Annotated in this window: 14 protein-coding genes; 9 read left to right on the top strand and 5 right to left on the bottom strand. The window is 59.1% G+C overall.

The annotated features are described in order from the left end of the window. The first annotated feature begins 18 nt into the window (after positions 1 to 18). Positions 19 to 1,281: an FAD-binding oxidoreductase gene (locus P1U71_RS04505; RefSeq protein WP_301104357.1), complete on the top strand. Its 1,263-nt coding sequence runs from the start codon at positions 19 to 21 to the stop codon at positions 1,279 to 1,281. Here the strand turns inward: P1U71_RS04505 and P1U71_RS04500 are convergent. Beyond that, positions 1,276 to 1,788, bottom strand: a complete 513-nt coding sequence (locus P1U71_RS04500; protein ID WP_301104356.1) for an RDD family protein — start codon at positions 1,786 to 1,788, stop codon at positions 1,276 to 1,278. The genes P1U71_RS04505 and P1U71_RS04500 overlap by 6 nt on opposite strands. A 129-nt stretch (positions 1,789 to 1,917) precedes the next feature. Between P1U71_RS04500 and P1U71_RS04495 the strand changes: the two genes are divergently transcribed. After that, a complete protein-coding gene (locus tag P1U71_RS04495) occupies positions 1,918 to 3,117 on the top strand; it encodes an MFS transporter (protein ID WP_301104355.1) in 1,200 nt (399 codons plus the stop codon). Positions 3,118 to 3,132: 15 nt separating this feature from the next. Next, positions 3,133 to 3,900: a class I SAM-dependent methyltransferase gene (locus P1U71_RS04490; protein ID WP_301104354.1), complete on the top strand. Its 768-nt coding sequence runs from the start codon at positions 3,133 to 3,135 to the stop codon at positions 3,898 to 3,900. A gap of 1 nt (position 3,901) precedes the next feature. On the opposite strand, the gene motB is transcribed toward P1U71_RS04490, so the two are convergent. Together motB and motA are read right to left on the bottom strand one after the other, a co-directional pair. Further along, positions 3,902 to 4,795 carry a flagellar motor protein MotB gene (gene motB, locus P1U71_RS04485; protein WP_301104353.1) on the bottom strand — a complete coding sequence of 298 codons (894 nt, stop codon included), beginning with the start codon at positions 4,793 to 4,795 and terminating at the stop codon, positions 3,902 to 3,904. 29 nt (positions 4,796 to 4,824) lie between these two features. Further along, positions 4,825 to 5,682 (bottom strand): flagellar motor stator protein MotA, encoded by an 858-nt coding sequence (gene motA, locus P1U71_RS04480; RefSeq protein WP_301104352.1) that lies wholly within the window; start codon positions 5,680 to 5,682, stop codon positions 4,825 to 4,827. Positions 5,683 to 5,939: 257 nt separating this feature from the next. Between motA and P1U71_RS04475 the strand changes: the two genes are divergently transcribed. Continuing rightward, positions 5,940 to 6,413, top strand: a complete 474-nt coding sequence (locus P1U71_RS04475; RefSeq protein WP_301104351.1) for a flavin reductase family protein — start codon at positions 5,940 to 5,942, stop codon at positions 6,411 to 6,413. A gap of 105 nt (positions 6,414 to 6,518) precedes the next feature. Next, positions 6,519 to 7,385 (top strand): NAD(P)-dependent oxidoreductase, encoded by an 867-nt coding sequence (locus tag P1U71_RS04470; RefSeq protein ID WP_301104350.1) that lies wholly within the window; start codon positions 6,519 to 6,521, stop codon positions 7,383 to 7,385. A gap of 13 nt (positions 7,386 to 7,398) precedes the next feature. Here the strand turns inward: P1U71_RS04470 and P1U71_RS04465 are convergent, their stop codons facing one another. Beyond that, on the bottom strand, positions 7,399 to 7,797 hold the full coding sequence (locus P1U71_RS04465) for a CAP domain-containing protein (protein WP_301104349.1): 399 nt from the start codon (positions 7,795 to 7,797) through the stop codon (positions 7,399 to 7,401). Between the two features lie 86 nt (positions 7,798 to 7,883). On the opposite strand from P1U71_RS04465, the gene P1U71_RS04460 reads away from it, so the two are divergent. Both P1U71_RS04460 and P1U71_RS04455 read left to right on the top strand, forming a co-directional pair. After that, positions 7,884 to 9,041, top strand: coding sequence for a PLP-dependent aspartate aminotransferase family protein (locus P1U71_RS04460; protein WP_301104348.1), 1,158 nt, complete (start codon positions 7,884 to 7,886; stop codon positions 9,039 to 9,041). After that, positions 9,041 to 9,787 (top strand): SDR family oxidoreductase, encoded by a 747-nt coding sequence (locus P1U71_RS04455; protein WP_301104347.1) that lies wholly within the window; start codon positions 9,041 to 9,043, stop codon positions 9,785 to 9,787. Before P1U71_RS04460 ends, P1U71_RS04455 begins: the two co-directional genes overlap by 1 nt. Here the strand turns inward: P1U71_RS04455 and hemB are convergent. Further along, entirely contained in the window at positions 9,784 to 10,785 is a 1,002-nt protein-coding gene (gene hemB, locus P1U71_RS04450) for a porphobilinogen synthase (protein ID WP_301104346.1), read from the bottom strand. The genes P1U71_RS04455 and hemB overlap by 4 nt on opposite strands. Before the next feature lie 180 nt (positions 10,786 to 10,965). Here hemB and P1U71_RS04445 point away from each other — a divergent pair, with 180 nt between their 5' ends. Next, the gene (locus P1U71_RS04445; protein WP_301104345.1) at positions 10,966 to 12,117 is read left to right on the top strand and encodes an isobutyryl-CoA dehydrogenase; all 1,152 of its coding nucleotides are present in this window, start codon (positions 10,966 to 10,968) and stop codon (positions 12,115 to 12,117) included. Between the two features lie 3 nt (positions 12,118 to 12,120). Continuing rightward, the coding region (locus P1U71_RS04440; protein ID WP_301104344.1) for an enoyl-CoA hydratase/isomerase family protein at positions 12,121 to 12,485 on the top strand (365 nt) is incomplete at its 3' end.

The following is a 12,485-nucleotide window of genomic DNA, read 5'->3' as shown; positions in this document are numbered from 1 at the left end:
CTTTGAAGAAAAACCAAGATGAACATCTCATATTATGATGCCTCGGCGTTGGCGCGTGCCGGGTATCCACGACTGAAGGGTGCGCAAACTGCAGATGTATGTATTGTCGGCGCCGGTTATACCGGACTTTGCACGGCGCTGGACCTCGCGGAGGCGGGATACTCCGTCATTCTGCTGGAGGCGGAGCGGATCGGCTTCGGTGCATCAGGCCGGAATGGCGGCCAGATTGCGACCGGTTATCCCCCGGGGATGATCGATACCGAGGCTCTGGTCGGGCCGGAGGATGCCCGGCGTCTCTGGGACCTCTCGGCGGAGGCAATCCACCTGATGAAGGAGAGGATCGCGCGTCACGGGATTGCCTGCGATTTGAGAGAGGGCGAGCTTTATGCCGCTATCAAGCCGCGCCATCGCGACTGGCTGCTGGAAGAGCAGGAGCATTGCGAAAAAAACTATGGCTATCATGATTACAAATGGCTGGAAGAGGACGAGCTCGGCGATTACGTCCGGAGCGAGCGCTTCTGCGGCGGGCTGCTCGATTCATCGGGCGGGCATCTGCACCCGCTGAATTACGCGCTCGGCCTCGGCAAGGCCGCGCAGGACGCCGGGGTCCGGATTTTTGAAGATTCCTGTGTGGAAGAACTCACGAAAGGAAAGCGGCCCGTCGTGACCACGGCGGAAGGCACGGTCACCGCGCGCTATGTGGTTCTGGCCGGAAATGCCTATCTCGCTGATCTGGATCACTCTCTCGCGGCGAAAATTATCCCCGTCGATGCCTGCATCGTCGCGACGGAACCGCTCGGGGAAGAGCGGGCGCACTCATTGATGCCGGCGGATATCTGCGTCTCTGACACCAACTTTAATCTCGATTACTTCCGCATGTCGGCAGATCATCGCCTGCTTTATGGCGGGCAGGACAAGCTGATCAGCAAGCGGACCACCGCCGGGGCGGCATTGCGTGAAAATATGCTCGCCACCTTCCCGGAGCTGGAGGATGTGAAAATCGATTATATCTGGGGCGGCAAGGTCGCGGTGACCCGCAATCTCCTGCCCGATGTCGGACGCATGGACGGGAATATCTACTATGCCCAGGGCTATTCCGGGCAGGGGGTACCGCTTTCCGGCATTGCCGGGCGCGTCATTGCAGAGGCGATCAGGGGGGATGCGGAACGCTTCGATGTGTTCGCGCGTATTCCGCATAAGGCCTTTCCGGGCGGAACGGCGCTGCGCGTACCGCTTCTCTCCATCGCCCGGCTCTATTACGAGCTGCGCGATGCGTTATGAGCGGATCGGCACGCGCCGGATTACTGTGTCGACCAGATAGTCATGGAGCATGCGGCCCCGCGGGTTAAAGAGCGAGACCAGCAGGATCAGCGATGATGTCGCGGCAACGGTGAAATAGAAGAGCGCCGCATGGATGAGCGCAATCAGGTAATCAGGCGCGTCGCCGTTTATGCGCTCCATCCGGACATTCATAAACCGCATGCCGAAGGTCGCGTTCCACGGACCGCCGACGAGCAGGGTGTGATAACCAAGCGGGATGGCCGCGAGGATAAGCACGAGGAGCGGCGTCAGCACCCCAAAGCTAATCACCCCGATCAGGGTCGCGGCGAAGGTTGCGATGACGGAAATAACGGCGATGCAGACCACATCGATCGCATAGGCGAAGATACGGCGGAGGCGGATCGATTCATAATCATCGGGATTGAATGTATTGCTTGCGGTCCTGCCTTGACGGCCCTTTTCCTCAAGCGCGGAGAGTTCAATCAACGGACCGTTCTGATTTTTCATGACAGGAGAATTCCTTCCGTTCATAAAACAATTGGTATCGTATTATTTTTGTAAATGGTACTTGTCGGCTGAAATGCAATGATCCATTGCTGTTCCGGGCGCGGCAGGATGGTACGAGAAGGATAGAACATGCAGTCACGGCCCATACTCATTCTTATTCTGGCAGGCGGATTGATCAGCCTGATCGCCATGGGGTCCCGCGCGGCCTTTGGCCTGTTTCTGGAACCGGTGTCTTCAGATTTCGGCTGGGGGCGGGAGGTGTTCGGCCTTGCCCTTGCAATCCAGAATATCGTTTGGGGTTTGTCCCAGCCCTTCGCCTCCGCCATTGCCGATAAATATGGCTCGGGCCGTACGCTTGTGGTCTCCGGCATTGTCTATGCGGCGGGCCTCTTCCTGATGTCGCAGACAGGCAGCGCGACGGAGTTGCATCTCTCCGCCGGGCTGATGATCGGCCTTGGCCTCTCCGGCACCGGCTTTGGCGTTGTTATCGGCTCGGTCGGCCGGGCGGTACCGGAGGAAAAACGCTCCATGGCGCTCGGGATTGTCGGGGCGTCGGGCAGCCTCGGCCAGTTTTTGATGGTCCCGCTGGGGCAGGCCTTCCTCGCGAATTATGGCTGGTCGATGGCGCTGGTACTGATTGGCTGTTGCGCGCTTCTGATGATCCCGGCTTCGGCCTTTGTCAGGGGAAGGGCGGAAGACAGTGCCGCCGCCGGCGCGGCCAATCTCTCCTCCGCTATTCGGGAGGCGGCGGGCAATGGCAGCTACTGGCTGCTCTTCTTCGGCTTTTTCGTCTGCGGTTTCCATGTGACTTTTGTGGCTGTGCATCTGCCCGCCTATATCGTGGATATGAATGTTGCGCCGAAATATGGCGCGATTGCCCTTTCCGTGGTCGGGCTGTTCAATGTGATCGGCTCGCTGGCGTCCGGTTATCTCGGCGGTAAATATTCCAAGAAATACCTGCTGAGTGCGCTTTATTTCCTCCGCGCCGCGCTGTTTGTCGCCTTTATCCTCATCCCGATCAGCCCGCTGACGATTATTGTCTTCGCGGGGGCGCTCGGTCTTTTGTGGCTCTCGACCGTGCCGCTCACCTCCGGTTTGGTGGCGGTCATGTTCGGGCCGAAATATATGACGACCCTCTTTGGGTTTGTCTTTTTCGGTCATCAGATCGGCGCCTTTCTCGGGGCGTGGATCGGCGGCGTTGCGTTTGATCTCTACGGTTCCTACGATATTGTCTGGTGGATGAGTGTGGCGCTCGGCATTATCTCCGGCGTGATCCATTGGCCGATCCGTGAGGGGATGGCCGTGCGTCCGGCTCCGGCGGTCAGCTAACGGAGGCGGTGGGCGTTGCGGAAAAAGGATCGTTCCCCGGTTTTCGCGGCCCTCGCCATTCAGGCGGTGGTCTTCGGCGGGCTTTATCTGCTCCGGCCACTGGTGGAAGAGGCGATCGGCAGGCCCGTCCCCCTGCTCTGGCTGGTGCTGGCGCAGGGGTTGATTGCCGGAATTGCCACGCGGGGGTTTGGATTTTCCGCCCCCTGGGTGATCGGGCAGGTGATCGCGCCGCCCTTGTTGTTGCTTGCGCTGGCCCTCGACCTGCCGAGCTGGATTTTCCCGGTTATCCTGATCCTGCTGCTGCTCGTATTCTGGAATGTGGCGGTGGGGCGGGTGCCCCTGTTCCTGACCAACCGTACAACGTCTGCGGCGCTCCTCAAGCTGCTGCCCCAAAAAAAGGGGCTTCATATGGCCGATCTCGGCAGTGGGCTTGGCGGTACGCTGCGTCATCTTGCGAAGGAACGGCCGGCGGCGCAATTTACCGGGCTGGAGACGGCACCGCTGCCCTTCGCGCTTTCCTGGATGCTTGGGCGGTTGAACGGTGCAAAGAATCTCGATTTCCGGTTTCGGGATATCTTCAAAGAGGATCTTGGCAAGTTTGACGTGGTCTATTGCTTCCTCTCCCCGGTGCCGATGCCGGCCCTGTTCGAGAAGGCGAAGGCGGAGATGAAACCGGGCAGTTTGTTCATCAGTAACAGTTTCGAGGTGCCGGGCCGTAAACCTCAACGGACCGTCAAGGTGGATGACCGGCGTCAGACGAAACTTCTGATCTGGAAGATGTAGGCTATTTCAGGTTAGGCGGCAGGACCGGCGTTTCACGCAAGAGGACAATGCTGATCCGGCGATTGCCCGGGTTCGAGGGATCGTCAGCGATCAGCGGATCCATATCCGCCCGCCCGGCGACTTTTTCAATCCGATCCGGCGCAAGCCCGGCATCGAGAAGGGCGCGGCGGCTGGCATTGGCGCGATCCGACGACAGCTCCCAGTTCGTATAGTCGCCCCCGTTGAAGGAGGCGCTGTCCGTATGGCCGCTGATGGAGAGGCTGTTGGGCAGTTCCTCGATCGATTGCGCAATCTGTCCGACCAGCGCCCGGATGCGCGGCGTGATGTTTGAGCTACCGCTTTCAAACATGCTCTCGTTGAACTGATCGACGATCTGGATACGCAGGCCCTCCGGCGTCATATCGATGATGACGTGATCCTTGAGGCCGGAAAGCTCCGGATTCTTGTTGATGGCTTGCCGGATCTGGTCGCGCGCCTGTTCGAAGCTCATTTCCTCGATCTTTCGCAGCTTTTCAAGAAGCTCCGCTTCCTCCATTTCGCGGGTTTTGCGGGCGTCCTCGCTCTCGCCCTTGCGGCCATTGTCGGGCGGGCTGATGCTGGACACAGCGGACGGGACGCCGAGGTTGGAAATCTGTGCCCCTTCGGTCTGCATGCTGGTGCCGCCCATCAGACCTCCCGCACCGGACTGGCTCAGGCTGGCGGCGGTCGGCGCGAAATAATCGGCGAGGCCTTCTTTCTGCTCGGTCGTGGTCACGTTCAACAGCCAAAGCAGCAGGAAGAACGCCATCATCGCCGTCACGAAGTCGGCATAGGCCACCTTCCAGGCACCGCCATGATGTCCATGGCCGCCTTTCTTGACTTTCTTGACGATAATCGGGGCGACATCATCCGCCATGGGACAGCCTTACGCTTTGGGGGGACATATCAGACGGTGGGCGCTTCATTACAGGCTTCTTCCACCTCGATGAAGGACGGGCGCTCATGATTATAGAGGGTCTTGCGGGCAAACTCGACCGAGACAGCCGGGGCATAGCCCTGCAGATGGGCGAGCAAACCCTGCTTGATGCATTCAAAATATTTACCATCCGCATCGGAGAATTGCTCAAGGTTCTTGCCCATGGGGGAGAACAGGCCATAGGCCACGAAAATACCGAAGAAGGTCCCCACAAGCGCCGCCGCGATCAGCCCGCCGAGAACTTCCGGCGGCTCGGCGATGGAGCCCATGGTCACGATCACGCCAAGAACGGCGGCGACGATACCAAAAGCGGGCAGGGCCTCACCCAGCGAGGTAACGGCGCCCGAAATGGCATGTCCCTCACTATGATGGGTTTCGATATCCTGATCCATCAGGGCCTCCAGTTCATGCGGATTTTCAGTCCCCATGGTCATCAGCCGGAGATAGTCGCAGACAAAATCGACCGCGTGGTGGTTCTTGGAAAAGGCCGGAAAATGCTGAAAAAGCTCACTTTCATGCGGATTTTCAATATGCGGCTCCAGCGCGATCATGCCTTTGGTCTTGGAAAGCTTGAACAAGGCGTAGAGCAGGGTCAGCAATTCGGTATAAGCCTTTTTATCATAGGGCGCGCCCTTCATCAGCTTGCCGAATGATTTCAGAAACCCGAAGATCACCCATTTCGGGTTTGCCTGCAGGAAGGCACCGGCCGCCGCTCCCAGAATAATCAGGAATTCAAGCGGCTGAAACAGCACGGCAAAACTGCCGTGCGGCGCATAACCACCGGCGACGGAGCCGAATGTCACAACGATACCAATAATCCAAAACATTCTTACACAGAGGTCCTTACACGATGGCTTCCAAGGAGTTAGACGCTGATTTTGCCCCGGGAATGGTTAATAAACCGTGTGTAATTTTAGGAAGTTTTTAAAGATAGCCCTGTATGGACAAAGAGTTGGTCAATATTCGCAGCCAACGGATCGTGTAAGAAAAGGGATGATTTTGGTGGCCATTTATGGGAAAGTGCCGCCGATTTGCAAATCACTCGCAGATCAAGCGCGGATTATAATACGGGTATCGGTTGCGCATGAGCTTTGACGCCAGAGAATTTAGAAATGCATTGGGCTGTTTTGCCACAGGGATTACGGTTGTCACGTCGCAAGGCGCGGCAGGTGAGCCCCTTGGCGTGACGGTGAATTCCTTCAGTTCCGTCTCCCTCGATCCGCCGCTGGTTCTGTTCAGCCTTGCCCATGTCGGCGGCCATTGTCAGGAGTTTCTTTCCAGCGGGAAGTTCGCCGTGAATATTCTCACGCCCGAGCAGCGCCATCTTTCCGACCGTTTCTCCATGAACCATGATAACCGGTTCGAAGGGGTCGATCATCTCATCGGGGAGAATGGCAGCCCGGTGTTCGAGAGCAGTCTTGCTGTTTTCGAATGCGAAACCCATGCGGTGCATGAGGCCGGAGATCATGCGGTCTTTATCTGCCGGGTCACGAATGTCGTCATGGCGGATCAGGAAGAGGCGCTTCTCTTCCATAAGGGCCAGTACCACACTCTTTAAGCGCTCATCTTTCCATCTACCGAAAAATTCCCCCTCGGGACTTTCAACCAAAGCCATGACCCGCTACAACTGGATCAGGAAAACTGGATCAGGAGACGGGTGGACATGGGAGAGAAAGCAGCATTTATTGGCCTTGGCGTAATGGGATATCCGATGGCGGGGTTCCTGCAAAAGGCCGGCTATGAAATGACCGTCTATAACCGCACGACGACCAAGGCGGAAAAATGGGCGGCGGAATATGGCGGGTCTTTCGCGGAAACCCCGGCCAAGGCGGCGGAGGGCGCGGATTTCGTCATGGTCTGCGTCGGCAATGATGACGACCTGCGCAGCGTGGTCCTCGGTGATGCCGGCATTCTCGCCACCATGAAGGCGGGATCGATCTTTGTTGATCACACCACTGCCTCGTCCGAGGTCGCGCGCGAGCTTGGCGCCCTCGCCAAGGAGAAGGGCGTTGGTTTTGTCGATGCGCCGGTCTCCGGTGGGCAAGCGGGCGCGGAAAACGGCGTTCTCACCGTCATGTGCGGCGGCGCGCAGGAAGATTTCGACCGCGCCAGCAAACCGATCGATTCTTACGCGCGGGCCTGTATGCTGCTCGGCGATGTGGGGGCGGGGCAGCTCACCAAAATGGTCAACCAGATTTGCATCGCGGGCGTGGTGCAGGGCCTCTCAGAGGGGATTCACTTTGCCGAGAAGGCCGGGCTGGACGCGGAAAAGGTGATCGAGGTGATTTCCAAGGGCGCGGCGCAAAGCTGGCAGATGGAAAACCGCTACAAGACAATGATTGCCGACGATTTTGATTTCGGCTTTGCGGTTGACTGGATGCGAAAGGATCTCGGGATTTGCCTCAAAACCGGCGATCAGGTCGGCGCGAGCCTGCCGAACACGGCGCTGGTTGATCAATATTACAGCGATGGGCAGACTATGGGCGGCAGCCGTTGGGACACGTCCAGCCTGATCCGCCGTCTTCGCTAGCTGAACAAAGAGACTAACGCGGCGCGGCGAGGGAGAGGGACCAGTATCGCATGACCTCCGGCTTTTCCGGTGTCCTCGGGGAGATGCCGAGGCCGACATCGGTAACCTTGTCGTTCAGGATATTGGCGCGATGCGGCGGGCTGTCCATCCACATCTTGACCACGCCAGCCGCATTCACCGCGCCGAGGGCGACATTCTCGGCGGCGGTGGAGAAGTTATATCCGACGCTGTGAATGCGCTGATCGAACGTCGTTCGGCCCGCACCGAGATGGGAGAGGGCTTGTTTTCGCTCCATGAATTCCGCATGCTGCTGCGCGGTCTGCATCAGCAGGTTATTCGCCGTGAGCGGGGGCAGATTGGCTTCCTTGCGTTCGGCGTTCAGGCCGTCGATGACATCTGTAATCAGGCTCATGGGAAATCCCCCTGTTGTCGACACCAAATATATGCATGATCACTACCAGAACGTGACAACCGGGCATTTTGTGAGGAAATTCCGCCATGACGGACGAAAATAAGCCGCTTAACCGCGAAACCCTGATGGCGCAGGGACTGGGCTGGATGGAGTCGGTGCATAAATCTCTCGCGCCCGGCATTTACCCCGCCACCACCTATGAGCGGGAGGGGGATGGCAGCTATCCCACGGGTCGCATCTACAGCCGCCCGGATAACCCGAACTATGAGCAGCCGGAGCAGCTTCTGAAAACGCTTGAAGGGGGGAGCGATGCGCTTCTTTTTTCCTCCGGCATGTCGGCGGGGGTCGCGGTGGTGCAGGCGCTCAAGCCCGGCGATCACATGATTATTCCTGCGGTAATGTATTGGGGCCTGCGTGACTGGATATTGTCCTTCGGCAAGACATGGGGGATCGAGGTGAGCTCCGTTCCCAACGGCGATCTTGCGGCGCTGGAACAGGCGGTAAAGCCCGGAAAAACGAAACTTCTCTGGATGGAAACACCGGCCAACCCCACTTGGGAGATTGATGATATTGCCGCCTGGGCCGCGGTTGCCAAGAACGCGGGCGCGCGTCTCGCCGTCGATAACACGGTGGCAACGCCCTTGCTCACCAACCCCTTGAAGCTCGGCGCGGATATCGTCATGCATTCGGCAACCAAATATCTCAACGGTCATTCCGATGTGCTGGCGGGGGCGCTGATCACCGCCGAAGAGGATGACTTCTGGGACAGGATTATCACCAACCGGAGGACGAACGGCACGGTGATGGGCCCGTTTGAGGCGTGGCTCTTGTTGCGCGGGATGCGCACCCTGCATTTGCGGGTTGAACGCGCCTGTTCGAGTGCCATGGCCATCGCCAGGCATTTCGACGGCGCAAAAGGCATCCGTGCCGTCCTCTATCCGGGGCTTGACTCCCATCCCGGACATGACATCGCGGCGAAGCAGATGAGCGGCGGCTTTAGCGGGATGCTCAGCCTTTGTATCGAGGGCGGAGAGGAGGCCGCGATGGCGGTCGCGGCGCGGCTCAAAGTCTTCAAGCGGGCGACGTCCCTCGGTGGGATCGAGAGCCTTGTCGAGCATCGCGCCAGCATTGAGGGAGAGGGCACGCCCTGCCCGAAAGATCTCTTGCGGCTTTCCATCGGGATTGAAAGCGTGGATGATCTGGTGGCGGATATCGAACAGGCACTGGCGGGGAGGAATATCTGATGGAACGTTCTATCATTGTGACCGGCGCAAGCCGGGGGATTGGCCGGGCCATCGCGCTTGGTGCGGCGACGGAAGGCTATCAGGTCTGCGTCAATTATGCCCACAACGCAGAGGCGGCGAGGGAGGTTATCTCCCTGATCGAGGCGGCGGGCGGCACGGCGATTGCGGTGCAGGCCGATATGACGAAAGAGGCCGATATCCTCCTGATGTTCGAAACTGTCGATCAGGAGCTGGCCCCCCTCGGCGCGCTGGTGAATAACGCGGGGATTGTCGATAAAGCCGCGAAGGTCTCGGAGATGAGCCTTGAGCGGCTGGAACGCATGTTCACCACCAATATCACCGGACCGTTTCTCTGCGCGCGGGAGGCGGTGAAACGCCTGTCCACGGCCCATGGCGGAAAGGGCGGGGGGATCGTCAATATTTCCTCTGTTACCGCAAAGCTGGGGAGCCCGAACGAATATGTCGATTACGCCGCCTCCAAGGCCGCGATTGACGCCATGACCATGGGCCTTGCGAAAGAAGTCGCGGCGGAAGGCGTGCGCGTAAATGCGGTCCGCCCCGGCGTCGTCTATACGGATATCCATGCGAGCGGCGGGGAGCCGAACCGGGTCGATCGGGTGAAATCCATGGTGCCGATGCAGCGCGGCGGGGAGGCAGCGGAAATCGCCGATGCGACCCTCTGGCTGCTCTCTGACAAGTCGAGCTATGTCACCGGGTCGCTGATCGACGTGTCCGGCGGACGTTAGCCCTGCAAGTTCTTTGCGGCCTCGACGGCGAAATAGGTGAGGATGCCGTCGCAGCCTGCCCGCTTGAAGCCGAGCAGGCTCTCCATCACGACTTTTTCGCGATCCAGCCAGCCGTTCAGCCCCGCCGCGGCAAGCATGGAATATTCGCCTGAGACCTGATAGGCATAGGTCGGCACGCCGAATTCATCCTTCACCCGGCGGCAGATATCAAGATAGGGCATCCCCGGCTTGACCATGACCATATCCGCGCCCTCGTTGATATCCAGCGCAACCTCGCGGAGCGCCTCGTCCGTATTCGCATGGTTCATCTGATAGGTGCGCTTGTCGCCGGTGCCGAGATTGCCGGTGGAACCGACGGCATCGCGGAACGGCCCGTAAAAGCCCGAGGCGTATTTCGCGGCGTAGGACATGATCAGCGTGTCGCGATGGCCTTCCTGTTCCAGCGCGTCACGGATCACGCCGATGCGCCCGTCCATCATGTCCGACGGCGCGATGATGTCGCAACCCGCCTCCACCTGATTGAGCGCCTGCCCGATCAGCACATCAAGGGTCGCGTCATTGACCACATAGCCATCCTCTAACAGTCCGTCCTGTCCATGGGTGGTGAAGGGATCGAGGGCGACATCGCAGAGCACGCCGATTTCCGGCACCGCGTCCTTGATCGCCTTGATCGCCTTGCAGATGATATTGTCCTTGTTGAGCGCTTCCCGCCCGTCCTCGGTTTTAAGCTCCTGCTCGATCGCCGGGAAGAGGGCAATCGCGGGGATGCCAAGGCCATAGGCTTCCTTCGCGGCGACTTTAAGCAGATCAAGGCTGAGCCGTTTTACTCCCGGCATGGACGGGATATCGATGGCGAGATTTTCCCCCTCATGCACGAACACCGGCCAGATCAGGTCATTGGGCGAGAGGGCGTTTTCCGCCACCAGACGCCGGGACCAGTCGGTTCTGCGAACCCGGCGCATGCGGGTGCGGGGGAAATGGGGCGCAAGGGTTTTCATGAAAGGATTCCTGCTTCTGTCGCATCGATGATAGTATTTCGCGGCATAATATCCCTATGTGCGCCGGGCCGCAAATGTTTAGGGTCCTGACCCTATACCTAACGACCGTTTGGTAATTTATTGACAGTCATCGCGCAAGATCGTATCAACATGGGAAAGCAGCAAAAGAGGCCAACAGATATGGACTTTAATCTATCGGAAGATCAGTCGGCTTTTCGCGATATGGCGCGAAGCTTCGCCGCCGAGGTCTTCGCGCCCAACGCAGAAAAGTGGGACGAAGAAAAAACATTCCCTGTCATGGAAATGCGCAAGGCCGCCGAGCTTGGCTTTGCCGGCATCTATGTGGGGGAGGAGCATGGCGGCTCCGCGCTCTCCCGCCTCGACGCGGCGATCATTTTTGAAGAACTGGCGTCCGGCTGCGCGTCAACCGCGGCCTTTATCTCGATCCATAACATGGCGAGCTGGATGATTGATCGGTTCGGCTCCGGTGAGGTGCGGGAGAAATTCCTGCCCAAACTCACGACGATGGAGCATTTCGCGAGCTATTGCCTGACGGAGCCGGGCTCGGGCTCCGATGCGGCGGCGCTCCGCACCAAGGCGGTGCGTGACGGTGATCATTATGTCATCAATGGCGCGAAGGCCTTTATCTCGGGCGGTGGCAAGTCGGATGTCTATGTCACCATGGTCCGCACCGGCGATGACAGCCCGAAAGGGATCAGCTGTATCGCCGTGCCGAAGGAGGCGCCGGGCATAAGCTTTGGCGCGCAGGAACGGAAAATGGGCTGGAACTCCCAGCCAACGGCGCAGGTGCTCTTCGATGACTGCCGCGTACCGGTGGAAAATCTTGTCGGTAATGAGGGCGACGGCTTCAAGATCGCGATGATGGGCCTTGATGGCGGGCGGCTTAATATCGGTGCCTGTTCCATCGGCGCGGCGCGCGCCTGCCTTGAGCTGGCGCAAAGCTATACCGCAGATCGCAAGCAGTTCGGCAAGCCCATCGGGGAGTTTCAGGCGCTGCAATTCAGGCTCGCCGATATGGCGACGGAGCTGGAGGCCGCGCGGCTTATGATCCGGCAGGCGGCGGCAAAACTGGACGCGAAAGACCCGGAAGCCACGCTCTATTGCGCCATGGCGAAAAGATTCGCGACCGATACCGGCTTCAATGTCTGTAACGAGGCGTTGCAGCTGCATGGCGGCTATGGCTATTTGCGGGACTTTCCACTGGAGCGGTTCGTGCGCGATACGCGCGTGCACCAGATACTGGAAGGCACCAACGAGATTATGCGCGTCGTCATCTCGCGCAAGCTGAGCGAAGGGCAGGGGAGAAGTTGAGTTATGAGTGAGGATGCGGAAATCCTGTTTGAGGTAAAGGGCGCGATCGGCCTTGTCACGCTCAACCGCCCGAAGGCGCTGAACGCGCTCACCCATGAGATGTGCCTCGCCCTCAATGCACAGCTGCAGAAATGGGAGACGGACGACAGCGTGCGCGCCGTGCTGATCGAAGGGGCGGGCGAGAAAGCCTTCTGCGCGGGCGGCGATATCGTCAAGCTTTATAACGAGGGGAAGGACGGCGGCGACTATCCCTATCATTTCTATCGCGATGAATATCTGCTGAATACGCGGATCAAGCATTTCCCGAAGCCCTATATCGCGCTGATCGACGGGATCGTCATGGGCGGCGGGGTCGGCGTCTCGGTTCA

The organism is Sneathiella sp. (assembly GCF_029233945.1).
Taxonomy (GTDB): Bacteria; Pseudomonadota; Alphaproteobacteria; order Sneathiellales; family Sneathiellaceae; genus Sneathiella.
The sequence above is the reverse complement of the archived record's forward strand: the minus strand, read 5'-3'. Positions and strand labels throughout refer to the sequence as shown.